Below are 23,924 nucleotides of genomic sequence, written 5' to 3'. Positions count from 1 at the left end.
TGGGGGGGGGGGGGGGGGGGCGTCCCCGCCCCCCTGCCACGGTGGTCAGTCGACGGTCACAGTGCCGCGCACTGGGTGCTGCGCGGTCCGTGCACGGTGTTGGCGACGCCGAGGTTGATCGGTGCGGGGTTGTTGCCGGTGCAGCTGAGCGGCCCTCGGATGGTGTTGCCGACCAGCAGGGGTGCGTCGGTGCCGGTGGTGTTGCCGGACAGGTCGACCGGGCCGGCGATGGTGACGTCGATGATGGAGATCGCGTCGGTGGTGTTGGCGATCCGGACCGGTCCGTTGACGGTGCCGTCGGCGAGGACGACGCCGGCGGCGCCGGTGGCGTTGACCGGTCCGCTGATGGTCGTTCCGGTCGCGACGAGTGCCGCGCCCGCGCGGACGGTGACCGGGCCGTTGATGGTGGCGTCGTCGGCGCAGGTGAAGCCGGAGACGACCAGTGGTCCGTTGCGCCGGCCGGTGACGGTCGGGTAGATGCGTTCGCCGTCGGTCAGCTTCTCCACGCCCTTGGTGTCGAGGAGCAGCGGGATGAGGCCGCGTTCGGGCTGGTTGAGGGGGACGTAGTAGCCGTCGCTGGTCTTGATGACCTTCCAGCCGTGTGCGGCGATGCGCTGCGCGACGGTGGTGCCGACGCCGCCCGGTCCGTCGGTGCGGGCGCCGTTGTACTGCTCCTCGGTGAGCTTGTAGGCGCAGGGTGCGTTGTCGAGGATGAGGTCGGCGCGGGGTGCGTCGAGCGGCGGGGGGCTGTCGCCGGGGTGCGGCGCCGGGTGGGCGGGGATGGGTCGGGAGCCGCGGAAGACGAGGCGGCCGGTGTTGGCGGCCTGGATCTCGATGGCCTCGGCGCGGGCGGTGAGGATGTCGCCGCGGTCGGCGCGGTGGTAGTCGAGGAACTGGTGGAAGGTCCACAGCGCGGAGTAGGTCTTGCGGCGCCGGTTGTTGGCGGTGTTGCCCTCGTCGGGTCGGGTCTGTCCGCCGGAGCTGCGCAGTTCCAGCAGGGAGTTGGCGACGTTCTTGAGGCCGAGGGTGTTGCGCAGGATGGTTTCCTCGCTGAGGCCGACGTTGCCGCCGCCTTCGCAGCCGTAGGGGCAGGCCCACCAGCCGGCTTCGGCGCCCTTGGCGTACATGTGGCCTTCGATCATGTCCTGGGACTGGTCGAAGATGGGCTGGGCGACGTTCTGGTGTCGGGGCGGCAGCATCGGGAGGTCACCGGCGCGGGAGTTGCCGAACTCGTGGCCGTCGTAGCCGGCGACGGGTCGGTAGTCGCGGACCATCTTGATGTACGCGGCGGTCTCGGGTTGCCGGATGAGCGAGTAGTCGCGGTTGAGGTCCTGGCCGGTGGAGTTGCCGCGGGTGTTGTTGGCCCGGCCGTCGCCGTTGATGGTGGGGACGATCAGGACGGTGGTGTGGCTGAGCAGGTCGGTGATGCGGGGGTCGGTGCTGAAGGCGAGTTGCCGGGCCATGATGAGGCAGGCTTCGCGGTCGCCGGGTTCGTTGCCGTGCACGTTGCAGTTGATGGCAACGGGTGCGGTGGCGGCGACGGCGGCCGGGGTGGCCGGCGGGGTGGGGCTGCCGATGACCATCATGTTGATGGGTCGGTTCTGCAGGGTGCGGCCGAGCTCGACGACGCGGACGCGGTCGCTGAGGGCGTCGATGGCGGCGGTGTAGGCGTACTCGTCGGTGTCGCTGGTGTACTGCGCGGCGTGGGTGGTCTCCCACTGGGTGCGCAGCTGCTCGCCGGGGTTTCCGGGGTTGCCCCAGGGTGCGGTGGTGGTGGCGACGACCGGGTCGGAGTAGGGCTGTTCGGTGGTGCCGGCGCGGGCGCGTACCCGCCACTGGAACGTGTCGCCGGGGTTGAATCCGGAGTCGGCGAAGGTGGGTGACTCCTGGTTGATCTGGCGGTTGGGGCGCCAGATGCCGACGATGGTCGGTGCGCCGGTGGGGGTGCCGTTGGCGTCGACGGCGGTGCGTTCGATCTGGTAGTCGGTGGCGCCGTCGACGGGTTGCCAGGCGAGGGTGGCGTACCCGTCGGCCTGGCGGACGGTGAGGTTGGCGACCTGGTTGGGTAGCGCGGCGCTCTGGGCGCTGGCGGGGGCGGGTGCGGTGGTGAGGGTGACCGCGAGGAGTGTGGACACGGCTATGAGGATGGATCGCTGGCGTCTCATGTGGCCTCCGACTGGTGGACCGTGGCGCGGGTTTGGACCAGCATGATCGTCGGAGTTCATCGATGCAATGATCTTGAGGGAATCTTGCGGCTGGAGGTGCCGCTCTCCCCCGGTGCCTGCTGTTATGCGGTGATCGTGATGGGTTTGCGGAACGCGGGGGCGGGTCAGCCGAGGTCGACCAGCAGGGGTCGGTGGTCGGAGATGGTGGACAGCGGCGCGGTGACGGCCCGTACCGGTGGGAGCTGGTTGAGGGCCTGCCGGTCGGCGAGGATGTGGTCGAGTTGCACGCGGGGTTGCCCGGCGGGATAGGTCGGGCGGCGGCCCAGGGGGCGCCAGCCGGAGATGAGGCGGGCCGCGCCGGCGGGCAAATTGAGGTCGCCGAGCAGGATGCGGGGTCCGGGTAGCGCGCGTAGGGCGCGGATGGTCTGGCGTAGCTGGCGGGCGTTCCAGCCGGGGACGAAGGACAGGTGGGTCGCGGCGACGGTGAGGGGGCCGTGCGGGGTGTCCAGGACGGCGGCGAGCACGACGCGGGGTTCGTCGTGCAGCAGGATGAGGCCGCCGCCGGGGCCGGGGACGTAGACCGGGGAGCGTACGGGTGCGGGTTTGAGGCGGGTGACCTGCCAGCTGCGCACCGGCAGGCGGCTGATCAGCCCGATGCCGTAGCAGGGTTCGCCGTGGCCGTCGTCGTCGTGGGTCAGGGGCCGGAATCGTTCGCCGGGGGTGCCGACGACGGCGGCGGCGAAGCGGTGGTGGGGTGCGTCCAGGGCGCGGGCGGCGATGGCGGTGAGGTCGAGGTTGCCGCTGCGGCTCTGGTCGCGGTCGACCTCCTGCAGTGCCAGGACGTCGGCGTCGAGGGCGGCGACGGCTGCGGTGAGTCGGTCGGGGTCGACGAGCCCGTCGGTGAGGGATCGTCCGTGCAGCAGGTTGAAGGTGGCCAGGCGCACTCCTGCACCCTACGTCCCCGTGGCAGGGTTGCCGGGTGGTCAAGGTGCTGCTGTGTTCCGTGCTGGTGTTCGTGGCGATGGGTGCGTTGGGGGTGTGGTTGAGGCGGGCGCGGGGTCGTTGACGTGGCTGGGGTCGGGTGAGGCTGGCCACTCCGGTGGTGGGTGGGCGGGTCGGGGTGGGGAGAATGGCCGGCCGTGGACCCCGTATCGCTGACCACCCTGCTCGCCGCCGCCGCGATGGCCGGTTGGGTCGACGCTGTGGTCGGTGGCGGTGGGTTGCTGTTGCTGCCGGCGTTGCTGGTGGCCGCGCCGGGCCTTCCGGTGGCCACCGCGTTGGGCACCAACAAGCTCGCGGCGATCTTCGGGACCGCCACGGCGGCGGCGACGTACGCCCGACGGACGAAGATCGACTGGCGGGTGACGGGGCCGGCGGCGGGTCTGGCGGTGCTCAGCGCGGGGGTGGGTGCCGCGCTGGCCGGTGCGGTGCCGGCGTCGGCGTACCGGCCGGTGGTGTTGGTGGTGCTGGTGTCGGTGGCGGTGTTCGTGCTGCTGCGTCCCCGGTTGGGGGTGGTGGCGATGCCGCAGCGGCGGACTCCGCTGCGGGTGGCGGCGGCGGTCGTGTTGGCGGGTGTCGGTATCGCCCTGTACGACGGGTTGATCGGTCCGGGTACGGGCACGTTCCTGGTGTTGGCGTTCACGGCGCTGGTGGGCGCGGACTTCGTGCACGGGTCGGCGATGGCGAAGGTCGTCAACGCGGGCACCAACCTGGGTGCGCTGGTGGTGTTCGGGGTGACCGGGCACGTGTGGTGGCTGCTGGGTGCGGGCATGGCGGTGTGCAACATCGCCGGCGCGGTGGTGGGGGCGCGGATGGCGTTGCGCCGCGGGTCGGGGTTCGTGCGGGTGGTGCTGCTCGTGGTGGTGGTGGCGTTGGTCGCGAAGCTGGGGCATGACCAGTGGCTGGCCCGGTGAGTCCGCGCTGATGGCGGTACGCGCCGAGCACGACCGGGCCGTCCTGGCGGACCTGCTGGGGCGTGATCCGGTGCTGCACGCCTACCAGTTGGGTGACCTGGACGACTTCTTCTGGCCGTACACCTCGTGGTTCCGTCGGGGTGAGCAGGTGGCGTTGCTGTATCACGGGGTGGATCCGCCGACGCTGTTGGCGTTCGCGGCGCCGGCGGACACGGCGGCGTTGGCGGTGTTGCTGGCCGAGGTGGCGCCGGTGCTGCCCGCCCGGTTGTACGCGCACCTGTCCCCCGGGCTGTCCGACGCCCTGGCCGGGTCGTTCCGGCTGGTTCCCGGTGGCGGGCACCACCGGATGGCGTTGACCGACGCGGCCCGGTTGGCGGCGGTGCGCCCGGCGGGTGTGGTGCTGGGCGCGGAGGACCTGCCGCAGCTGCGCCGTCTGTACCCGCGGGCGTACCCGGAGAACTGGTTCGATCCTCGGATGTTGGACACCGGGCAGTATGTGGGCGTGCGTGCGGGCGGTGAGTTGGCGGCGGTGGCCGGGGTGCACGTGTGGTCGCCGGTGTACCGGGTGGCGGCGTTGGGCAACGTCACGACCGATCCGCGGTGGCGCGGGCGGGGTCTGGGCGCGGCGGTGGTGGCGGCGTTGTGTGCGCGGCTGCGTCAGAGCGTCGAGCACGTCACGCTGAACGTGAAGGCGGACAACGTGGCCGCGGTGCGGTTGTACGAGCGGGTGGGGTTCAGCCGGGTCGCCGACTACGACGAGTACACGCTGACCGCCCGTTAGGGGTCGGTAGGGGTGTCAGCGGCGGCGGCTGGGTGAGTCGAAGCGGCCGGCGCGGATCTCGCGCAGGGCGCGGCGGCGGATGTCGCCGTGGAGGGTGTCGACGTACAGCTTGCCGAGCAGGTGGTCGGTTTCGTGTTGCAGGGCGCGGGCGAGGAAGCCGCTGCCGGCGATGGTCAGCGGCTCGCCGTGCTGGTCGACGCCGCGGGCGGTGGCGTGCAGGGCCCGCTGGGTCGGGAAGTACAGGCCGGGGATGGACAGGCAGCCCTCCTCGTCGTCCTGGCGTTCCTCGGAGAGCTCGAGGGTGGGGTTGATGAGGTGGCCGCGGTGCCCGTCGGCGTCGTAGACGAACACCTGGGCGCTGACGCCGATCTGCGGGGCGGCGACGCCGGCGCGGCCGGGCGCGCCGAGCAGGGTGTCCATGAGGTCGGTGACCAGGGCGCGCAGTTCGGCGTCGAAGGTGGTGACGGGCTCGCACGGGGTGCGCAGCACGGGGTCGCCGATGATCCGGATGGGCCGCATGGTCATGCGGGTCAGCGTATCGCCGGGCGGGTTCAGCGCCCCGCCAGGGTGGCGCGGATGGGGGCGGTCTTCGCGGCGGCTTCGGCGACCTCGGCGGTGGGGTCGCTGTCCCAGGTGATGCCGCCGCCGGCCCAGGTGTGCAGCCTTTCGGCGTCGGCGGCGGCGGTGCGGATGGTCAGGCCGAGGTCGACGCGGCCGGGTGCGACCCAGCCCAGCGCGCCCATGCTGGCGCCCCGGCCGACGGGTTCGAGGGTGCTGATCTGGTTCAGGGCGGCGAGTTTCGGTGCGCCGGTCACCGAGCCGCCGGGGCAGGTGGCGCGCAGCAGGTCGGCCAGGCCGAGGCCGTCGGCGACGGTGGCGCGGACGGTGGATTCGGCCTGCCACAGGTCGCACCAGCGGCGGACGGCGAACAGGTCGTCGACGTCGACGGTGCCGGTGCGGGCGATGCGGGCGAGGTCGTTGCGTTCCAGGTCGACGATCATGATGTGTTCGGCGCGTTCCTTGGCGCTGGTGAGCAGTTCGGCGCGGCCGGCGGCGGTGGCCGGTCGGGTGCCTTTGATGGGTCTGGTGGTGAGCTGCCCGTCGGTGACCTCGACGAGCGTCTCGGGGGAGGCGCAGCCGATGGCCCAGCCGTCGCCGGTGAGGACGCCGCCGTAGCGGGCGCCGGGCAGGGCGCCGAGGCGGCTCAGGGCGGGCAGCGGGTCGCCGGTGTAGCGGGCGGCGGCGTGGCCGACGAGGTTGGTCTGGTAGACGTCGCCGCGGCCGATGGCGGCGCGGACGGCGTCGACGGCGTCGGCGTGCTGGCGGGGGGTCCAGCTTTCGGTCCACTCGCCGAGCCACCAGGTCGGCGGCGGGCCGGGTGGTGTGGTCCGGGTGGGGCCGTGGTCGTAGACGACGACGGCGAGGTCGGGCAGGGCGGGGGTGGGCTCGGGTGCGCCGTCCGGTGCGCCGGCCAGCAGCGCCCCGGCGGCGGCGGACAGGTAGAGGGCCGCTCCGCAGGCGCCGGTGCTGGGGTGTGGCTGGGCGGCGGGCTGCGCCAGGTCGTGCAGTGGCAGGCCGTGTGCGGCGAGGAACTCCTCGGCCAGGGCGGCGGGGTCGCCGCCGTCGGTGCGGCGCCACTGCAGGCGGGCGCGTTCGACGAGACCGCGCCGGCAGGCGGCTGGTGCCGCGGGCGCATTGACCAGCACCTGTGGGAGCGTTTCCACGCCGTACGGTCCGACCTTCCTCATCCGTTCAGTGGATTTCGGGTACACCAGGCGGCTACCTGCTCGATGCTGGACACTTTCGCTTGGTACTGTGCGTCACTGGTCATGTGAACCATGACACAGTGCCCCCACAGTCCGGAGAACCCGATGTGCCAGCACCAACCGACCTGCCCCTCCGCTGAAGCTACCGACCGGGAAGCCGCCCGGGTCCTCGCCTGCTTCCCTGAGCAGGGCTGGAGCCTGCTCTGCAACGGTGTCATCGTCTTCGAGGACACCGGCGAGCTGCTCCCTGACGGCAGCAGCATCGCCCCGCACCGCGGCCCCGCCCGTCACGCCCTCGTGGCCTGATCGACCACTCAGCGTCACCGAACCGCCGCCGCCGACCCAGGCTAGTCCCCCGGTCCGGGACATCCCCGCCCAGGTCGGCGCGGTTGCCGGGGCGGCCAACCGCCCGCCCCGGCCCGCCCGTCGTCAGTCCTCGAAGGCCTCCGGCGACGGGCACGAGCACACCAGGTTCCGGTCGCCGTACGCGCCGTCGATGCGCCGCACCGGCGGCCAGTACTTCCCGGCCCGGTCCACCCCGGCCGGGTATGCGCCCACCGACCGCGGGTACGCGTGCGTCCACTCGTCACCGCTGACCATCGCCGCGGTGTGCGGCGCGTTGGCCAGAGGGTTGTCCCCGGCCGGCCACTGCCCCGAGCCCACCTGCTCGATCTCCGCCCGGATGGCGATCATGGCGTCGCAGAACCGGTCCAGCTCGGCCAGGTCCTCGCTCTCGGTCGGCTCCACCATCAGCGTCCCGGCCACGGGGAACGACATCGTCGGCGCGTGGAAGCCGTAGTCGATCAGCCGCTTCGCCACGTCGTCCACGCTCACCCCGGTCGCCTTCGTCAGCGGCCGCAGGTCGAGGATGCACTCGTGCGCCACCAGGCCCTTGTTGCCGGCGTACAGCACCGGGAAGTGCCCGCGCAGCCGCGCCGCCACGTAGTTCGCCGCGAGGACCGCCACCCCGGTCGCCCGGGTCAGGCCGGCCGCGCCCATCATCCGCAGGTACGCCCACGGGATCGGCAGGATCCCCGCCGACCCGTACTTCGCCGCCGAGATCGCCGGCGTGGCGTCGACGTGCGCGCCCAGCGGGTCACCGGGCAGGAACGGAGCCAGGTGCGCCCGCACCGCCACCGGACCCACGCCCGGCCCGCCGCCGCCGTGCGGGATGCAGAACGTCTTGTGCAGGTTCAGGTGTGACACGTCCGCGCCGAACTTGCCCGGCTTGGCGAACCCCACGAGGGCGTTGAGGTTCGCGCCGTCGACGTAGACCTGCCCGCCGGCGTCGTGGACCTTCGCGCACAGCGACGCGATGCCCGTCTCGTACACGCCGTGCGTCGACGGGTACGTCACCATGATCGCCGCGAGGGCGCCGCGGTGCTTGTCGATCTTCGTGTCCAGGTCGACGAGGTCGACGTTGCCGTCGTCGTCGCAGGCCACCACGACGACCCGCATGCCGGCCATCACCGCCGACGCCGCGTTGGTGCCGTGCGCCGAGGACGGGATCAGGCACACGTCGCGGTGCGCCTCACCACGGCTGCGGTGCCACGCCCGGATCGCCAGCAGCCCGGCCAGCTCACCCTGCGATCCCGCGTTGGGCTGCACGCTGACCGCGTCGTAGCCGGTCACCTCGGCCAGCCACGACTCCAGCTGACCGATCAGCTCCCGGTACCCGGTGGTCTGGTCGTCCGGCGCGAACGGGTGGATGTGCGCGAACTCCGCCCAGCTGACCGGCTCCATCTCCGTGGTCGCGTTCAGCTTCATCGTGCACGAGCCCAGCGGGATCATGCCCCGGTCCAGGGCGTAGTCGAAGTCCGACAGCCGCCGCAGGTAGCGCAGCATCGCCGTCTCGGAGTGGTGACTGCGGAACACCGGGTGGGTGAGGAAGTCACTGGTGCGGCGCAGCTCGACCGGCAGCGCCGGCTCGCCGTCGCCGCCGAACGTCGGCACGCCGAACGCCGCCCACACCGCCTGAAGGTGCGCGACGGTGGTCGTCTCGTCGCAGGACACACCCACCCGGTCGGCGTCGACCAGCCGCAGGTTCACCCCCCGCTCGGCGGCCGCCGCGACGACCTCGCCGGCCCGCCCGGGCACCGTGGCGGTGACGGTGTCGAAGAACGCGACGTCCGCGACCCGCACGCCGCCGGCGCGCAACCCGGCCGCGAGCCGCGCCGCCATCTCATGGGTACGCGCCGAGATGTCCCGCAGCCCGTCCGGGCCGTGGTACACCGCGTACATGCCGGCCATCACCGCGAGCAGCACCTGCGCGGTGCAGATGTTGCTGGTGGCCTTCTCCCGCCGGATGTGCTGCTCGCGGGTCTGCAACGCCAGCCGGTAGGCGGGGTTGCCGTCGGTGTCGCGGGACACCCCGACCAGCCGGCCCGGCAGCATCCGCTCCAGGCCCGCCCGCACCGCCAGGTAGCCGGCGTGCGGCCCACCGAAGCCCATGGGTACGCCGAAACGCTGGGTGGTGCCGGCGGCGATGTCCACGCCGATCTCTCCCGGCGCGCGCAGCAGCGCCAACGCCAGCAGGTCCGCCGCCACGGTCACCAGGGCGCCGCGCTCGTGTGCCGCCGCCACCAGCGGGGCGTGGTCGCGCACCGCGCCGGACGCCCCCGGGTACTGCAGGTGCAGGCCGAAGAACTCCGCCGGCAACTCGTCGCGCTCGACGTCGAGGACCCGCACGTCGATGCCGAGCGGCTCCGCCCGGCTGGTGATCACCGCGATGGTCTGCGGCAGGGCGTCGGCGTCGACGACGTACACGGTGCTCTTGCTCTTGGACGCGCGGCGCGCCAGGGTCATGGCCTCCGCCGCGGCGGTGCCCTCGTCGAGCATCGACGCGTTCGCGGTGGCCAGGCCGGTCAGGTCCGTGACCATGGTCTGGAAGTTCAGCAGCGCCTCGAGGCGGCCCTGGCTGATCTCCGGCTGGTACGGCGTGTACGCCGTGTACCAGGCCGGGTCCTCCAGCACGTTACGGCGGATCACCGCCGGGGTGTGCGTGCCGTGGTAGCCCAGGCCGATCATCGACACGGCGACGGTGTTGCGGGCCGCGAGGGCGCGCAGCTCGGCGATCGTCTCGGCCTCGGTGGCCGGGTCGGGCAGGTCCAGGGTGCCGTGCCAGCGGATCACCTCGGGGATCGCGGCGTCCATCAGCTCGTCGATCGAGCCGTGCCCGACGACCTCCAGCATGCGGCGCTCATCGTCCGGGCCGGGACCGATGTGACGGGTGGCGAACTGCTCTGCGGTCATGGGAACTCCCGGGCGAGGTCGACGGATCGGCCTCCCCCTCTGTCGCGCCCGCAGGGCACTCCACAGTGCCTGCCCACGAGGTCCTTTTGCCTGAGAGGTTCCGGGGAGGATTTGCCCCTTCGGCGCCGCCCCTGGTGCTGTCGGGCGGTCTCTCCCACGTGGGTGGTACCGGCATGGTCAACGCTACCAGCGCCGGTGTTTCCGGCAGATGTCCTACCCCCGGCGGCTCACACCCCGGCCGGGGCCGCCAGCGTCGCGGTGTCCGCGTCGGCGGCGCCGGTCACCCGGTCGGCCAGCGCCGGCAGCAGCACACCCAGCGGGGCGTCGACGCACACGGTGGCATGGCTGTCACCGCGCGTCGGACCCTGGTTGACGATCGCCACCGGAATGCCCCGTTTCGCCGCCCGGATCACGAACCGGCGACCCGACATCACCGTCAACGACGAGCCCAGCACCAGCAACGCCCGGGCCTGCTCCACCAGCGCGAAGCACCGCGCCACCCGCTGCGGCGGCACCGTCTCGCCGAAGAACACCACGTCCGGTTTCAGCATCCCCGTGCCGCAGATCCCGCAATCCACCGTGCGGAACGCGGCCACCTGCTCGTCGGGGAGATCCACATCACCGTCGGGGTTCACGGCGGCGACCTGGGCCACGAACTCCGGGTTGGCCTCGCGCAGCCGACGGTCCAACTCCTCCCGGGAGGTCAGGTTGCCGCAGTCCAGGCACGTCACCTCGTCCAGGCGGCCGTGCAGCTCGACCACCGGCGCGCTGCCGGCCAGCGAGTGCAACCCGTCGACGTTCTGCGTGATGACCGCGTCCACGAGGCCGGCGCGTTGCAGGCGGGTCACCGCATGGTGCCCGGCGTTCGGTGCGGCCCGGGCGATCAGCCGCCATCCCAGGTGGCTGCGCGCCCAGTACCGCCGCCGCGCCAGCGGGTCGCGGGTGAACGCCTGGAACGTCATCGGGGTGTGCCGGCGGGCCACCCCACTGGGCCCCCGGTAGTCCGGGATGCCCGACTCGGTGGACAGGCCCGCCCCACTGAGCACCACCACCCCACCGCCGGCCACCAGCGAGGTCAACGCGTCGAGGCTCTCCGTCACCCCTCCATGCTGCCTCAGCGCAGCGCCGCACGCCGAACCCCGCCCGACGCCGGCCTCAGCGGCCGACCCGCGCCGGTAGGTTGGGCACATGCGCGTCGTCATCGCCGGAGGCCACGGCAAGATCGCCCAACTGCTCGAACGCGACCTCGCCGAGCGGGGCGACACCGCCGTCGGCCTGATCCGTCACCCCGACCAGGCCGGCGCGCTGCGCGACGCCGGCGCCGAACCGGTCGTCTGCGACCTGGAACACGCCGACGTCACCGACGTCGCCGCGCACCTCGACGGCGCCGACGCGGTGGTCTTCGCCGCCGGCGCCGGCCCCGGCAGCGGCGCCGCCCGCAAGGACACCGTCGACCGGGCCGCCGCCGCGCTGCTCGCCGACGCCGCCACCCGCGCGGGCGTCCGCCGCTACCTGCTGGTCTCCTCCATGGGCGTGGACGCCCCGCCGTCGGCCGGCACCGACGAGGTGTGGGCGGCGTACCTGCGGGCCAAACGGGCCGCCGAGGACGACCTGCGCGGCCGGGACCTGGACTGGACGATCCTGCGACCCGGCCGGCTCACCGACGACGCACCCACCGGACAGGTCACCCTCACCCGGCACGCCGGGCGGGGCGCGGTCACCCGCGCCGACGTCGCCCGGGTCCTCGTGGCGCTGCTCGACGAACCCCGCACCGCCGGCGCGACCCTGGAACTGGTCAACGGGCCGACGCCGATCGCCGACGCCGTCGACGCCACGACCACCTGACGGCCGGCCACACCGACGTCGATCAGCGCCACCCTCGTCGGGCAGCGGCCCGCACTGGCTGCCCATCAGAGCCGCCCTGTGCAAACTCATCGGCAAGAGCGAGGCCGGCACCGAGGTCAGCTTCCACCTCGACCAACGGCTCAGCTGACCAGCCGCAGCGCCCCCGCCTTCGCGGGAGTCAGTCGCCCGGACGGTGCGCGGCGACCAACACGGGTCCGCCGGGAACGGTCGGGTAGCGGCGGACGTCGTCCAACCCGGCGTCGGCCAGCACCTGCGCCATGCGGTCCGTGTCGTAGTCGTTGCCGCCGTTGCGGACGGCGTTCCACCGGTCGACAGCCGCCCGCAGGGGATCCCCGGCGGGCGGGTTCGTACCCACCACGATCCAACCGCCGGCCCGCAGCGCCTCGACCAGTCGGGGCAGAGCCGCCACCAGGGTGTCCTGGGCCACGAACGGCGCAGGAAACCAGACGAGGTCGTACGCACCCACCTCGGTCACCTCGGCCACGTCCTGGTGGCGCAGGGTGATCCGGTCGGCGACGTCGGACGCCTGGGCCAGCTCCTCGCGGGCCAGATCCAACGCGCGCTGGAGGATGTCGATGCCCACCACCGACACCCGGGGCAGCTCCCGGGCCAGGGCAACGGCCAACGCCGCCACACCCGTGCCGATGTCCAGGACACGCCCGCCGGAGTCCAGACGCTCCGCGAGCCCCGGCAGCCCGGGCACCACCCGGGTGGCCAGAGCACGGCCCGTCGCGGCGGACGCCCGGCCCTGATTCAGCAACACCTCGTCACCCAGCTCCGACCAGCCGCCCCCGGCCGCAGCGGAAGCGTCCTGCGCCGCGGCGGTGACCGCCTGCCGCAACGAGCTCAACCGCGCCTGCACCATGCTCCGCCCGGTCGGCCCGTCAGCGGGGACCAGCGACGGGTGCGCAACCGGCACCCCACCGTCCCACGACAGCAGCCCGGCGGCCTCCAGCACAGCGGTGCGCTGCGGCGACGCCGCCAGGACCTCGGCGAGCGGCGCCGACAGGGCGTCGCGCATCGTGCCGACCACGGCGGCCAGGGCCCACACCGAGGCCTCCATCGCGGCCACCGGATCGACCGACCCGTCGTGCGGATGCGGCGAGACGCCGGAGGAAGACGAAAACACAGACATGGGACACCTTTCCACGCGCGGCCCGGCGGGGCGCAACCCCGTCCAGTCTGCTGCGACCGAACCGGTCAGCGACGCGGCCGACCGCCACACCACCCGGGTGGGGTCCGCCGGGCGGACCCCACCCGGCGTTCACCGCTGGTGGTGACGCGGCAGCGCCGCCTGCCCCGCCGCACCGCCCACGAACGGCGCCCCCGGCGTCTCCTTCGCGATCCGGTCCATCGTGCGGGCCAACTGCTCACTACCGTCGTCGAGATGCCGTGCCGCCGCCTGCATGTGCGACACCATCATCTCGCCGAAGATCCGCAGCGCCTCCCGGGTGGCCACCGTGTCGTCGAAGCTCGGCCCGGCCGTGTTGCGGTACTCCGTCACCGCCCGCTCGGCCTCCTGCTTCGCCTCCTCCGCCGCCGCCCGCATGTAACTCTCGTACTGCATCCGGGCGTACTCGGCGACCCGCCGCGCGTAGTCGTGCGCCTGCGCGATGATCTGCTCCGCCTCCCGCTGCGCCGCGGAGAGCAGATTCACCTCCTTGGCCGCCGGCACCTTCGCCGCCGCGTCCGTGCTCGGGATCACCCCGTGCCGGTGCAGCTCCACCCGGTCGGTGAGCCGCTCGTTCTCCGCCCGCAGATGCGCCAACTGCGTCGCCAGCAGATCCAACTCATCGGCGACCTGCACACGGAAACGGTCCACGTCGGCGTTGTCGTAGCCGCGCCGGGCGAACGGCGCCGTGCCGAACTCCCACCGCCGCACCCGGTCGGCGGTCAACCGCACCTGCACACCACCGGAGACCTGAATCCCGTCGTACCGGCTGATCGGGGTCGCGCTCACCTCTGCCCGCCTCCGTTCGCGACTGCGGGGCTCGCAAGCTCACTCCTCGCGCTCACCGAACACCTCCGGAAGTGTCACCAGCGGTCGACTGCTCCACCGCCGTACGCCAGGCCGGGCCGTACCAGTGCTTACCCAGACCCTCATGGTGCACCTGACCCGCGTGGTAACCCGCCCGGGTCAACGCCTGCACCGAGTGCGAAACCATCTCGTCCGACCCGCACACGTACACGTGCCGGGCACGCCAGTCGCCGTCGGCCAACGCCCGGTCCACCGGCTGCAGGAACTCCCCCGGCCGGTTCACGTCGGCACCCACCACGTAGGTGACCGACAACCACGGGTACGACGACGCCAACTTGTCGATCGCGTCGCTGTCGTAGAACTCGCTGCGCGAACGGGCACCCACATACAGGTCCACCCGCCGGCGGGAACCCTCCGCGGCGACCTGCTCCACCAACGCCTTCACCGGCGCCCAGCCGGTGCCCGCCGCCAGCAGCAACAGGTCACTGGAACCCGCCGACCACAACGCCAACCGCTCCCCCACCGGCGCCGCCAGGTGGATACGGTCACCCACCGTCGAGCCGTACACCAGCCGCGAGGACACCGCGCCACCCGGCGCGGCCCGCACGTGCAACTCCAACGTGCCGTCCGCGCGCGGCGCGTTCGCCGGCGAGTAGTACCGCCACGACCGCACCGACGGATGGGACACCCCGATCGACTGACCCGGCGTGAACGGCAGCAGGTACTGCGGACGCACCGTCAGCACCGCCACGTCGAACGCCCGCCGCTCGTGGGACACGATCTCCGAGACCCACCACGGCGGATTCACCGACTCCGCGGCCTGCGCGGCCTCCATCATCACCTGCGCGATCAGCCCGTACGCAGCCGCCCAGTCCTGGGCCAGCTCCTCGGTCCACTGCTCGGCCAGGAAGTGCTGCAACGTCGCCAGCAGCGCCTCACCCACCGCCGGGTAGTGCTCCGCGCGTACCGCGAACTTACGGTGGTCAGCGCCGAGGCCCTGCAGGAAACCCACGAGCCCATCGACCTGATCCACGTTGGACACGATGTGCCCCAGTGCGGTCACCAGACGGTCACGCTGCCCGGCCATGTTCGTCGGGAACATCTGCCGCGTCTCGGGATGGGACAGGAACAACGTCGAATAGAAATAGAGCGGCACCTGGTCGCCGTGCGCGGCGACCAGAGACCAGCTCTGCTTGAGTCGGGCCGCGTCCACGCTCAGGCGCCCGGACGGTTCCCGGTGGCCACCACCTGGTCCTGCACCTGCCCCAGCACCTTCTGCACGTCAGCCAGGATGTCCGCCGGCACGCCCAACTCGGTCAGCGTCGCCGTCAGGTGCTCACCGACCTTGACGTAGTGCTCCAGCGGGATGTTCAACGGCTGGTGCGCCTCAGCCAGACCACGACCGGCGTACTCGTTCGGACCGCCCAGCACCACCGTCAACATCAACGTCATGTGCCGCCGCTGCGACGGCATGTCCACATCGGTGAAGTAGCCCGCCAGTTCCGGATCGGCGAGCACCTTGTCGTAGAACAGCTCCACGGCCGCCTTGACGGAGCTGCCACCGCCGATGCGGTCGTAGTGCGAGACGGGAGCGGTTTCTTCGGTAACCGTCACGGATGTTCCTTCCAGGGTGGAGGCCGCGCGGGGTCGGCGCGGAGGGGCATTGGCCCACCGGAGCGACATCGTCTTCCACGGCGACACACCGAGGACCGTGACGGACCATAGCGTGTCGTCGGTTTCCGGTCAGGGCCCCCCTATCGGATTCCCGACAACCACCCGGCACGCAGCGTCACCGCCCTCGACCCGACTCTCCACAACCCGCCACCGTGACGACACCCACCGTCAACCACTGTGGACATGGGAGCCCTCACAACGCGGGCGCGGCTCCGCCAACCTGACCCTGAGTGATCACAGCGGCCGCGAAAATCCCACGCGAAAAGCCGGGCGCGTCGACAACCCGGCGCAACGCGAACGCGCTCAGCCAGCCCGCCGCCGCGCCCGCCGCGCCGCCAACTCGTCACCCACCGGATCCGACTCCGACGCCGCCACCGGCTCCGCCGGGCCGCTCGCCGCCGGCTCCGCCGGCAGATGCGACAACGACCCCTGGATCTCCTTGAAGGCCCCACCGATCGCGATGCCGAACACGCCCTGGCCACCCTGCAACAGGTCGACCACCTCCTCCGGGGACCGGCACTCGTACACCGTCGTCCCATCGGAGATCAACGTGATCCCGGCCAGATCCTCAACGCCACGCGACCGCAGCGCCTCGATCGCCTTGCGGATGTTCTGCAGGGACACCCCCGCGTCCAACAACCGCTTCACGACCTTCAACACCACCAGGTCCCGGAACGAGTACAACCGCTGCGTCCCCGAACCCGAGGCGTCACGCACACTCGGCACCACCAGCGCCGTCCGCGCCCAGTAGTCCAGCTGCCGGTAACTGATGCCCACCGCGGTGCACGCCGTCACACCCCGGTAGCCCACCGAACCGTCACCCTCAGTCGCCACACCCGGCGACGCCAACTCCGTACCTGGATCGGGATCCTGCGGCTCGTGCATCCGGACAACCTCCCCGTCAGTGTGGCGACGCGTCGTTTCCGGGACGCGCACCCCTCGACACGGCAACCCTATAGCCACCTTCAGGGGTTACCACGGAGGTACCGACGCGACACGCCGCGCAGCCACCGAGAAAGATCACCAACCGCACCGCGGCATCACCCACAGTGACAACCGGTGCCGTCGAACGCCGGGCTCAGCCCGCGAAGTCCTCCGGACGCACCTGCTCCAGGAACTCGCGGAACTTCTCCACCTCGTCCTCCTGCTCATCGGGAATGACGATCCCCGCTTCACTGAGGACCTGCTCAGCACAACGAATCGGCGCACCGACCCGCAACGCCAGAGCGATCGAATCGCTCGGCCGCGCCGACACCCGCACCCCGTCGCCGATCAACAGATCCGCGTAGAAGACGTTCTCCTTGAGCTCGGTGATCTCCACCGCCTGCAACGGCGCCTGCAAAGCCGCCAACACGTCCCGCAGAAGATCATGAGTCAACGGCCGAGCCGGCTTGACCCCCTGCTGCTCATAAGCGATAGCCGTGGCCTCGACCGCGCCGATCCAGATCGGCAGATAGCGGTCCCCCTCGACCTCCCTGAGCAGGACGATCGGCTGGTTGCTGGGCAGCTCCACCCGAACTCCGACCACGCTCAGCTCGCGCACCGCCGCCTCCGTGTCGTTGTCACCTACGCCGCACCGCGCCCTTCCCTGCACGGTACACGGACCGCGACACGGCCGTCCCATGCGCTACAGCACCACGTCCGCGCCAGGAAGGGGTTACCCCGGCAAGCCTACGGCACGCTTCCCGGAAGAGATCTTTCCGCTCGGCCACCGCCCGCCAGGCACCTCACCGACCCAACGTCGAGCGCAACCCCACCCGCACCAACGCCGCGTGCAACTGCTCCGACAACGCCACCAACTCCCGCGCCGTCTCCGCAGCCCGCGCCCGCGCCGCCGGATCACTCTGCCGCGCCAACGGCGCCACCAACTGCGCGAACAACCCGACCTCACGATCAGCCGCCGTCCGGTAACCCCGCAGGTGCCGCGGCTCCAACCCGTACGCCGCCAACCCCGCCACCGCCGACGCGATGATCAACGCATCCGCGTCATACCACCCCGGCGGATCCGACACCAGCACACCCAGCCGCTCCAACTCAGCCAAGGTCGACTCGTCGACCCCACTGCGCGCCACCAGATCCGCCCGGCCGAGCCGCACCTGCGACGACTCGGCCGGCTCCGCCGACTCACGACCGGGAACCGCACCATCAGGCCCCACCGCGACCAACGCCGGCCGCGACCGACCCGGCTGCTCACCGGACGAGTCCCACTCCGCCAACTGCTCACGGATCACCCGCAACGGCAGGTACCTGTCCCGCTGGGCGGTCAACACGAACCGCAACCGCGCCACATCGTCCCAGCTGTACTTCCGGTAACCCGCCGCCGTCCGCTGCGGCTCCACCAGGCCCTCGGCCTCAAGGAACCGCAGCTTCGAAATCGTCGTGTCCGGGAAATCCACCCGCAACTGACCCAGCACCTCACCGATGCTCATCAGCGGCTGGGACCGGGCCGCCCCGGGTGGCGTGGAGGCCGCAGGCTCGTTCACCCCCGGCTGGCCTCCTCCTCCGGGCGCGGACCGGCGATGAACACCACCCGGAACTTACCGATCTGAACCTCGTCACCATTGCTCAACGTCGCAGCCTCGACCCGCTCACGGTTCACATACGTGCCGTTCAAGCTGCCCACGTCCCGCACCGTGAACGTGCCACCGTCACGATGGAACTCCGCGTGCCGCCGCGACACCGTCACGTCGTCGAGGAAGATGTCACTGTCGGGGTGCCGGCCACTGGTCGTCACATCGTGGTCCAACAAGAACCGGGCACCCGCATTCGGGCCGCGACGAACCACCAGCAGCGCCATACCGGGCGGCAACGAACCGGACATCCGGCTCGGCACCACATCGGTCTCCGGCCCCTCCAGCACTTCGTCGAGCGAACCGAGATTGAGCGTCGAAGTGACGTCGAGCGGGGGGAACTCGTCGTCTGGGCGCGTCATGGGACCACCTCACGGATCTGTTCGGTCGGCGTCGGGTAATGGCGGGTCTGGCCGCCGGGCACGTGAACACCCGGCGGCTGGCTCCCCGTGCCCGGGAAGGCAATTCCACAACGCTCAACTATTGGGTTCTCGGTCGACTGGGCGAGCCTAGCCAGCGCCGAAATGCAGGGCAACCGGACGCGCGCAGACATCCCACGCACCGGATCAAGCACACTCAGCCTTCGGTGATCTCGCGGTACGCGCCGGCCGTCAACAGACCGTCCACCGCCGTCGGATCAGCCGGAGTGATCTCCACCAACCAACCCGCACCATACGGATCAGTGTTGATCAGCTCAGGGGTGTCACCCAACGCCTCGTTGCGCGCCGCCACCGTACCGGCCACCGGCGCGTAGATCTCCGACACGCTCTTGGTCGACTCGATCTCACCCAACGAGTCGCCGGCCGCGACCGCCGCACCCGCCTCGGGCAACTGCACGTACACGATGTCACCCAGCGCGTCCTGCGCGAAGTGCGTGATGCCGACCCGGACCGAACCGGTGCCGTTACCCAACACCCACTCGTGCTCGGCGGTGTATCGCAGATCCTCAGGAATCACCAGACGCGTCCTTCATCCATCGTGCCCCGGACCACCCGGGTCCGGCGCGGCCGCGCCGGTCAGGAGACCGGACGGGCGTGTTCCAACTTGATCGGCACGTGCAGCGCCGAAACCTCGGCAACCTCACGCTCCCCAAAGGTCACGTTACCGCCGTCACCACGGACCGACGCGACCACCCCACCAGGAATGTTCAACGCCGTACGCATCGTCGCCGGGTCACCGATCACCGTGATCGTGAACGGCCCCACCAGCCGGCGCCCCTCCACCACCAACGAACCGTTCTCCCCATCCAGGAAGTACGTCGATGCGATGATCCGGACCGTCGCCCGATCACCGCCGGAAATCTGCATCGCCTCCGCGCCCGCGCCCCGCAGCTCCTGCACCGCGTCCAGCACCCGATTCGCCGAGATCGGCTTACCGCTGCTCTCGAACTGCACGGTCAACCCGGGCCCGACCGCCGGCAACGTGCCCGCCAGGATGCCCAGCTCGTCCGCCCGCCGGGTCGCCTCGTCCAGCGCCGCCTGGCGACCCTGCTCACCCGAGCGCAACTGCCGCTGGCTGTCCTCCAACGCCCGGATGTCCTGCTGCAGCCGGTTCTCCCGCGCATCCAGATCCGACAGGATCCGCACCAGGTCCTCCTGACGCGTCGCCCCCAGCGTCGGATCCGTCGACGTCGTCTTCAACTGCACGACCAGGGTGAAACCCAGCAACGCCAACAACGCGACGATCATCACGCCGGCGGTGCTCCACCGCACGCGACCCAGCCTCGCCGACGCCACCGGCTCCTCGACCGGCTCCGACGGGGCCTCCGACCGCGGCATCGCGCTCAGATCCACCGTCGAGCCGTCGTCGACCGGCGCGACCCCGGCCTCCTCGGCCGGCACCTCCGGCTCCCGCTCCGCCGGCCCCTGCGGCGCCAACGGGCTCAACTCGTCCGGATCCGGCGCGTCCGGCCGCGGATCCGGATCACCCGCCGGCCCACCAGGGCGCACCGGACCAGCCGGCTGCGGCCACCCCGTCCCCGTCTCGGTCTGCTCGTCGCTCATCGCTGTCAAACCTACGCCCGGAACAGGTGCCGGCGGATCGCCGCCACGTTCCCGAAGATCCGAACCCCGAGCACGACCACCACACCGGTGGACAACTGCCCGCCCACACCCAACTGGTCACCCAGATACACGATCAGACCAGCCACCAGCACGTTCGAGATGAACGACACCACGAACTGCTTGTCGTCGAAGATCCGGTCCAGCCTGGCCCGCACCCCACCGAACACCGCGTCCAGCGCGGCCACCACCGCGATCGGCAGGTACGGCTGCAATGCCGCCGGGACTGTGGGATCGAGCCACACACCGAGCACCACACCGGCGAGCAACGCCAGCACCGCGATCATCGGCCACCTCCGGAGGGACTGGCGGTCGCCGGAGAACCGGACGACCCGGGACTGCCGGACCGGACACCCGACGCGGAAGGGCTCGGACTGACCGACGGCTTGGCGTAGCGTAGCTGCGGCTCCGGAGCCGCCGGCAGGGTGAGGTCATCGGACTCCCGCACAGCGAACGACAGGCCGGTCTTCTGCGCGACCTCCCGCATCAGCGCCGCACTCCGGCTGTCCTCGAACTTGCGCCGCATCGAACCCGGACCGATCGCCGACACCTCGTACGGCCCGGTCACCGGCCGGAAGTCCACCAGGATCGCCTCACCCGCCGACCGGATCGTCGACGTCGAGGTCAGCCGCTGCCCGTTGATGGCGATCGCCTCCGCTCCGACACTCCACAACGCGTTCGCCACCCCCTGCAGGTCGCTGTAGAGCACCCGCGGCGGCCCCGCGCCCATGCCGGTCACCGCGTCCGCGTTACCCGGCGCGTCCGCCAGCCGCACCACCACACCGTCGCCGCGCACCCGGCCCAGGCCGGTGCTCGCCTCCAGGTCCCGCAGCCGCGCGGCCGCCGACCCGCTCAACGCCGCATCGCGTTGCCGACCGACCTCCTCGCGCAACTGGTCCGCCCGCGTGGACAGCTGGTCGGTCTCGCTCTCCCGCTCCTTGATCTGCGCCACCAACCCCGAACGGGCCTGGCTGCGCCCCGGCTCGTCCTCCAACGTCTGCCGGTACGCGACCGCGAACAGGAAACCCAGCACCACCACCACGACCAGGCTGACCGACCGCGCCGACCACGCCCGCCACCCCCGCGCCGGCTCCGCCGGCGCCTCCCGCCGACGGGCAGCCGCCGCGTCGGCGTACCCCGGGTCCAGCGGGTTGCGGAACAGCTCGGTGAGGAAGTCCGGCGCGTACACCCGCTCGGGGCGGCGGTCCCCGGGCTGCGGCGCGCTCACGCCGCCGCTCCCGGGCCGCGCGCCGCGCGCACCAACCGGGCGGCCTGCACCACGTACATCCCGCCGGCCACCCAGTAGAGCACCAGCCCCCACCAGGCCAGGCCCCAGCCGATCGCGGCCGTCGCCGTCGCCGCCCCGGTCCACTCGGTGGCCAGCAGCAGCACCGGGAACGCCGCGAGCAGCAGGAACGTGGCCGTCTTGCCCACGTAGTGCACCGGCGGCGGCCCGTACCCGTAGCGTCGCAGCACCGCCAGCGAACCGAGGAGCAGCAGTTCCCGGGCCAGCAGCGCCGCGGTGAACTGCCACGGCACCACCTCCCGGGCCGTGAAGGCGAGCAGCGTGGCGAGGATGTAGAGCCGGTCGGCCAGCGGGTCGAGCAGCTCCCCGAGCCGGCTCACCTGGCGCAGGCGGCGGGCGATCCAGCCGTCGACCCAGTCCGTGGTGCCACCGATGGCCAGCACCACGACCGCCGCCACGTCGGCACGGGCCACCAGGAACAGATAGAGGAAGAGCGGCACACCCAGCAGCCGCCCGAAGCTGATCAGGTTGGGCACGTTGAGCACCTGGTCGCCGGGAGCCTGCTCGCCGGTGTCCCGCGGGTGCTCTTCCCGAGCCGGCCGACGCGACACCGAACCTCCTCCGCGGCACGCTCCGGCGCCCGGCCGACGTCGGGCGCGGCGGAGGTCGTACGCGCTGTCGGGCCGGCCAGCGCCGGCTCCCCTTCGGCCCCGTCCCGGGGCCTCTTCCCTGATGCGGCCCGCGATCTCGATGATCACGGGCCGGGTAAGTGCGGTGCCACTATATCGGGCTCTCCCCCCGTGGCTCGGGTGCCGCCGCGTGCTCTTCGGTGCGGCTGTGCCGCACTGTGGCGTGGATCACCACGCGTACAGCGTCCTAGGATACCAGTGGAAGAGGGTTCACGCCGTACGCGCCGCGGGGTCGGTCTTCTGCTCCGGGACCACCTGGGTCGCCGCCCGGCCGAACGCGAGCAACGCCACCAACAGATCGTGCTGGACCCGCTGCGGCATCCGGTCCAACACCACCTGCACCGCGCGCTGCCGCCGCTCGGCCAGCTCCCGCAGCAGGGTCTCCCCGGCGGGCGTCGGCACCAACCGCACCTCGCGCCGGTCCCTCGGGTCGGCCACCCGGCGCAGCAGACCGGTCGCCTCCAACCGGTCACACAGGCGACTGGCCGAGGAGGGCACCACGTCGAGCAGCTCGGCCAGCCGGTTGACGTTGGTCTCCGCCCGACTGCTGATCAACGCCAGCACCCGCAGCTGGGTCGGCGGCACCTGGTGCCGCGACGCGGCCGAGTCGAGCACGGCGATCAGCGCCTCGGCGGCCGCGTCGATCGCCGCTGCGAGATCCGCAGGTCGCTCCACCCGATGTCCCCTGCCGTTGTCGCGCTCGTGCCCGCCCACAGGAACGGCGGCGACTCTCACCCGCCGTCCCGACCACGCGGACCGTGCCAGTCAAGGCACACCACGACCGCGTCGTCGCGCAGATCGGAGTCCTCGTGGTAGGCGTGCAGTTCGCGCATCACCGTACCAACCGCCTCGGTCGCCGGCTGCAACCGCGTCGCGCGCAGGGAACGGGTCATCACCCGCTGCCCGTACGGCTCCAGGCCCGCCGGCTCGGCCGCCCACACCCCGTCGCTGACCACGAAGATCCGGTCACCCGGCGCGAGCTCGAACTCCTGCACCTCGTAGCGGGTCTCGGCGAACATGCCCAGCGGCAACTGCTGGTCCAGCTTCACCGGCTCGACCACCGCGCCGCGAAGCCGCAGCATGTGCGGCGAACCGGCGTCGACGGCGCGCACCAGCCCGGTGCGGATGTCCACCTCCAGCAGCAGGGTGGCCACGTGCCGACCACCGCGATGCTGGTAGAAGACCGTGTCCGAGGCCAGCTCCGCCTGCTCCACCAGACCACCGCCGGAGCGCCGCGCGTTGCGCATCGCGTTCACGGTCAACGCGGTCAGCAGCGACGCGGACAGGCCGCTGCCCTCGCCGTTGAGCACCGTCAGGGTGAGCCGGTCGCCGTCCAGCGACCAGTCGAAGTGGTCCCCACCCACGGTGTACGCCGGTTCGAGCTGACCGGCCAGGTGGAACGCGTGGTGCGCCACGCTGCGCCCGGGCAGCAGGTCCCACTGCATCTCGGCGGCCATGCTGAGCCGCTCCCGACGGCGGGCCCTGCGGTACCGGTCGGTCTCCCGGTCGGCGGCCCGCATCGCCACCGCCAGGGCGCCGGCGATGTCCGTGGCGACGCCCGTGACGGCCGGGCCCGGCACCGCGGGCAACTCGATCATGAGCACGCCCAACCGCTCCCCCCACACCGTCAGCGGCAGGTACAGCCGGCACGGGCCGTCCTCGGCGGAGTCGCGCACCGGCTGCTGGCTGCTGAAGCAGCGCTGCGCCATGGTGTGGCAGGCCAGGAAACCGGCCGCCGGCAGGTCCGGGTCCAGCACCGGCCACAGCCCGCTGATCCGGTAGTCGGCGACGAACACGTCGGTGCGTACCACGCCCATCGCCGAGCGGATCGCCCGGTCGGCGGCCTCGGCCAACTGGTCGGGCGGGGCCTCACGCAGCGCACGCGACACCACGTCCGGCGCGTCCACCATGGTCGTCCTCTCCAGAAACTTGCTACAGGGCAAGCATCATACGGACGCCCCCGG

General features: G+C 71.9%; 25 protein-coding genes and 1 riboswitch. Of the genes, 4 read left to right on the top strand and 21 right to left on the bottom strand.

The features are described from left to right. Positions 1 to 56 precede the first annotated feature (56 nt). Together ACTWLT_RS30510 and ACTWLT_RS30505 are read right to left on the bottom strand one after the other, a co-directional pair. Positions 57 to 2,135 (bottom strand): M14 family zinc carboxypeptidase, encoded by a 2,079-nt coding sequence (locus ACTWLT_RS30510; RefSeq protein ID WP_445321322.1) that lies wholly within the window; start codon positions 2,133 to 2,135, stop codon positions 57 to 59. A gap of 194 nt (positions 2,136 to 2,329) precedes the next feature. Continuing rightward, positions 2,330 to 3,109, bottom strand: a complete 780-nt coding sequence (locus ACTWLT_RS30505) for an endonuclease/exonuclease/phosphatase family protein (protein WP_445321321.1) — start codon at positions 3,107 to 3,109, stop codon at positions 2,330 to 2,332. A 195-nt stretch (positions 3,110 to 3,304) separates the two neighbouring features. On the opposite strand from ACTWLT_RS30505, the gene ACTWLT_RS30500 reads away from it, so the two are divergent. Both ACTWLT_RS30500 and ACTWLT_RS30495 read left to right on the top strand, forming a co-directional pair. Further along, positions 3,305 to 4,078, top strand: coding sequence for a sulfite exporter TauE/SafE family protein (locus ACTWLT_RS30500; RefSeq protein WP_445321320.1), 774 nt, complete (start codon positions 3,305 to 3,307; stop codon positions 4,076 to 4,078). After that, the gene (locus ACTWLT_RS30495) at positions 4,056 to 4,859 is read left to right on the top strand and encodes a GNAT family N-acetyltransferase (RefSeq protein ID WP_445321319.1); all 804 of its coding nucleotides are present in this window, start codon (positions 4,056 to 4,058) and stop codon (positions 4,857 to 4,859) included. The genes ACTWLT_RS30500 and ACTWLT_RS30495 overlap by 23 nt, the downstream gene beginning before the upstream one ends. 15 nt (positions 4,860 to 4,874) lie before the next feature. On the opposite strand, the gene def is transcribed toward ACTWLT_RS30495, so the two are convergent. Then, positions 4,875 to 5,384 carry a peptide deformylase gene (gene def / locus ACTWLT_RS30490; RefSeq protein WP_252415730.1) on the bottom strand — a complete coding sequence of 170 codons (510 nt, stop codon included), beginning with the start codon at positions 5,382 to 5,384 and terminating at the stop codon, positions 4,875 to 4,877. A gap of 26 nt (positions 5,385 to 5,410) precedes the next feature. Continuing rightward, positions 5,411 to 6,607 (bottom strand): chorismate-binding protein, encoded by a 1,197-nt coding sequence (locus ACTWLT_RS30485; RefSeq protein WP_445321318.1) that lies wholly within the window; start codon positions 6,605 to 6,607, stop codon positions 5,411 to 5,413. 123 nt (positions 6,608 to 6,730) lie between these two features. On the opposite strand from ACTWLT_RS30485, the gene ACTWLT_RS30480 reads away from it, so the two are divergent. Then, positions 6,731 to 6,931 (top strand): DUF5999 family protein, encoded by a 201-nt coding sequence (locus ACTWLT_RS30480; protein ID WP_089000314.1) that lies wholly within the window; start codon positions 6,731 to 6,733, stop codon positions 6,929 to 6,931. 123 nt (positions 6,932 to 7,054) lie between these two features. Here ACTWLT_RS30480 and gcvP read toward each other — a convergent pair whose 3' ends face one another. Together gcvP and ACTWLT_RS30470 are read right to left on the bottom strand one after the other, a co-directional pair. After that, positions 7,055 to 9,877, bottom strand: coding sequence for an aminomethyl-transferring glycine dehydrogenase (gene gcvP, locus ACTWLT_RS30475; RefSeq protein WP_445321317.1), 2,823 nt, complete (start codon positions 9,875 to 9,877; stop codon positions 7,055 to 7,057). Positions 9,878 to 9,945: 68 nt separating this feature from the next. Next, positions 9,946 to 10,044: riboswitch (glycine riboswitch) on the bottom strand. A gap of 60 nt (positions 10,045 to 10,104) precedes the next feature. Further along, positions 10,105 to 10,977 (bottom strand): NAD-dependent protein deacetylase, encoded by an 873-nt coding sequence (locus ACTWLT_RS30470; protein WP_445321316.1) that lies wholly within the window; start codon positions 10,975 to 10,977, stop codon positions 10,105 to 10,107. A gap of 88 nt (positions 10,978 to 11,065) precedes the next feature. Between ACTWLT_RS30470 and ACTWLT_RS30465 the strand changes: the two genes are divergently transcribed. After that, positions 11,066 to 11,722, top strand: a complete 657-nt coding sequence (locus tag ACTWLT_RS30465; RefSeq protein ID WP_445321315.1) for an NAD(P)H-binding protein — start codon at positions 11,066 to 11,068, stop codon at positions 11,720 to 11,722. Positions 11,723 to 11,900: 178 nt separating this feature from the next. Here the strand turns inward: ACTWLT_RS30465 and ACTWLT_RS30460 are convergent, their stop codons facing one another. From ACTWLT_RS30460 to ACTWLT_RS30390, 15 genes are all read right to left on the bottom strand, one after another. After that, positions 11,901 to 12,878: an SAM-dependent methyltransferase gene (locus ACTWLT_RS30460; protein WP_445321314.1), complete on the bottom strand. Its 978-nt coding sequence runs from the start codon at positions 12,876 to 12,878 to the stop codon at positions 11,901 to 11,903. Positions 12,879 to 13,007: 129 nt separating this feature from the next. After that, positions 13,008 to 13,703 carry a DivIVA domain-containing protein gene (locus ACTWLT_RS30455; RefSeq protein WP_308209380.1) on the bottom strand — a complete coding sequence of 232 codons (696 nt, stop codon included), beginning with the start codon at positions 13,701 to 13,703 and terminating at the stop codon, positions 13,008 to 13,010. A 52-nt stretch (positions 13,704 to 13,755) separates the two neighbouring features. Next, positions 13,756 to 14,934 (bottom strand): globin domain-containing protein, encoded by a 1,179-nt coding sequence (locus tag ACTWLT_RS30450; protein ID WP_445321313.1) that lies wholly within the window; start codon positions 14,932 to 14,934, stop codon positions 13,756 to 13,758. A 2-nt stretch (positions 14,935 to 14,936) separates the two neighbouring features. Continuing rightward, complete coding sequence (locus ACTWLT_RS30445; RefSeq protein WP_252415723.1) at positions 14,937 to 15,335, bottom strand: group I truncated hemoglobin; 399 nt, start codon at positions 15,333 to 15,335, stop codon at positions 14,937 to 14,939. Between the two features lie 363 nt (positions 15,336 to 15,698). Next, positions 15,699 to 16,280: a MerR family transcriptional regulator gene (locus ACTWLT_RS30440; RefSeq protein ID WP_445321312.1), complete on the bottom strand. Its 582-nt coding sequence runs from the start codon at positions 16,278 to 16,280 to the stop codon at positions 15,699 to 15,701. A gap of 193 nt (positions 16,281 to 16,473) precedes the next feature. Continuing rightward, on the bottom strand, positions 16,474 to 16,938 hold the full coding sequence (locus ACTWLT_RS30435; protein WP_007460347.1) for a bifunctional nuclease family protein: 465 nt from the start codon (positions 16,936 to 16,938) through the stop codon (positions 16,474 to 16,476). 184 nt (positions 16,939 to 17,122) lie between these two features. After that, a complete protein-coding gene (gene ftsR / locus ACTWLT_RS30430) occupies positions 17,123 to 17,824 on the bottom strand; it encodes a transcriptional regulator FtsR (protein ID WP_252415764.1) in 702 nt (233 codons plus the stop codon). 50 nt (positions 17,825 to 17,874) lie between these two features. Further along, the gene (gene odhI, locus ACTWLT_RS30425) at positions 17,875 to 18,327 is read right to left on the bottom strand and encodes an oxoglutarate dehydrogenase inhibitor Odhl (RefSeq protein WP_252415721.1); all 453 of its coding nucleotides are present in this window, start codon (positions 18,325 to 18,327) and stop codon (positions 17,875 to 17,877) included. A 214-nt stretch (positions 18,328 to 18,541) separates the two neighbouring features. Next, the gene (gcvH, locus tag ACTWLT_RS30420) at positions 18,542 to 18,922 is read right to left on the bottom strand and encodes a glycine cleavage system protein GcvH (RefSeq protein WP_252415720.1); all 381 of its coding nucleotides are present in this window, start codon (positions 18,920 to 18,922) and stop codon (positions 18,542 to 18,544) included. Between the two features lie 59 nt (positions 18,923 to 18,981). Continuing rightward, the gene (locus ACTWLT_RS30415; RefSeq protein WP_445321311.1) at positions 18,982 to 19,968 is read right to left on the bottom strand and encodes a DUF881 domain-containing protein; all 987 of its coding nucleotides are present in this window, start codon (positions 19,966 to 19,968) and stop codon (positions 18,982 to 18,984) included. Positions 19,969 to 19,979: 11 nt separating this feature from the next. After that, a complete protein-coding gene (locus tag ACTWLT_RS30410) occupies positions 19,980 to 20,312 on the bottom strand; it encodes a small basic family protein (RefSeq protein WP_030327710.1) in 333 nt (110 codons plus the stop codon). After that, on the bottom strand, positions 20,309 to 21,253 hold the full coding sequence (locus tag ACTWLT_RS30405; RefSeq protein WP_445321310.1) for a DUF881 domain-containing protein: 945 nt from the start codon (positions 21,251 to 21,253) through the stop codon (positions 20,309 to 20,311). Before ACTWLT_RS30405 ends, ACTWLT_RS30410 begins: the two co-directional genes overlap by 4 nt. Beyond that, a complete protein-coding gene (gene clsA, locus ACTWLT_RS30400) occupies positions 21,250 to 21,882 on the bottom strand; it encodes a cardiolipin synthase ClsA (protein ID WP_252415717.1) in 633 nt (210 codons plus the stop codon). The genes ACTWLT_RS30405 and clsA overlap by 4 nt, the downstream gene beginning before the upstream one ends. Before the next feature lie 288 nt (positions 21,883 to 22,170). Further along, entirely contained in the window at positions 22,171 to 22,635 is a 465-nt protein-coding gene (locus ACTWLT_RS30395) for a MarR family winged helix-turn-helix transcriptional regulator (protein ID WP_445321309.1), read from the bottom strand. Positions 22,636 to 22,691: 56 nt separating this feature from the next. Next, positions 22,692 to 23,870: a PP2C family protein-serine/threonine phosphatase gene (locus ACTWLT_RS30390; RefSeq protein WP_445321308.1), complete on the bottom strand. Its 1,179-nt coding sequence runs from the start codon at positions 23,868 to 23,870 to the stop codon at positions 22,692 to 22,694. Positions 23,871 to 23,924: the final 54 nt, after the last annotated feature.

Source organism: Micromonospora yongxingensis (assembly GCF_052601155.1).
The sequence above is the reverse complement of the archived record's forward strand: the minus strand, read 5'-3'. Positions and strand labels throughout refer to the sequence as shown.

What these genes read in the sequence shown, in the direction of transcription:
- ACTWLT_RS30495 (WP_445321319.1), top strand. Translation starts at nt 4,056, where the DNA reads ATGACCAGTGGCTGGCCCGGTGAGTCCGCGCTGATGGCGGTACGCGCC.
- def (WP_252415730.1), bottom strand. Translation starts at nt 5,384, where the DNA reads ATGACCATGCGGCCCATCCGGATCATCGGCGACCCCGTGCTGCGCACC.
- ACTWLT_RS30485 (WP_445321318.1), bottom strand. Translation starts at nt 6,607, where the DNA reads ATGAGGAAGGTCGGACCGTACGGCGTGGAAACGCTCCCACAGGTGCTG.
- ACTWLT_RS30480 (WP_089000314.1), top strand. Translation starts at nt 6,731, where the DNA reads ATGTGCCAGCACCAACCGACCTGCCCCTCCGCTGAAGCTACCGACCGG.
- gcvP (WP_445321317.1), bottom strand. Translation starts at nt 9,877, where the DNA reads ATGACCGCAGAGCAGTTCGCCACCCGTCACATCGGTCCCGGCCCGGAC.
- ACTWLT_RS30465 (WP_445321315.1), top strand. Translation starts at nt 11,066, where the DNA reads ATGCGCGTCGTCATCGCCGGAGGCCACGGCAAGATCGCCCAACTGCTC.
- ACTWLT_RS30460 (WP_445321314.1), bottom strand. Translation starts at nt 12,878, where the DNA reads ATGTCTGTGTTTTCGTCTTCCTCCGGCGTCTCGCCGCATCCGCACGAC.
- ACTWLT_RS30440 (WP_445321312.1), bottom strand. Translation starts at nt 16,280, where the DNA reads ATGCACGAGCCGCAGGATCCCGATCCAGGTACGGAGTTGGCGTCGCCG.
- ftsR (WP_252415764.1), bottom strand. Translation starts at nt 17,824, where the DNA reads ATGAGCATCGGTGAGGTGCTGGGTCAGTTGCGGGTGGATTTCCCGGAC.
- odhI (WP_252415721.1), bottom strand. Translation starts at nt 18,327, where the DNA reads ATGACGCGCCCAGACGACGAGTTCCCCCCGCTCGACGTCACTTCGACG.
- ACTWLT_RS30415 (WP_445321311.1), bottom strand. Translation starts at nt 19,968, where the DNA reads ATGAGCGACGAGCAGACCGAGACGGGGACGGGGTGGCCGCAGCCGGCT.
- ACTWLT_RS30410 (WP_030327710.1), bottom strand. Translation starts at nt 20,312, where the DNA reads ATGATCGCGGTGCTGGCGTTGCTCGCCGGTGTGGTGCTCGGTGTGTGG.
- ACTWLT_RS30390 (WP_445321308.1), bottom strand. Translation starts at nt 23,870, where the DNA reads ATGGTGGACGCGCCGGACGTGGTGTCGCGTGCGCTGCGTGAGGCCCCG.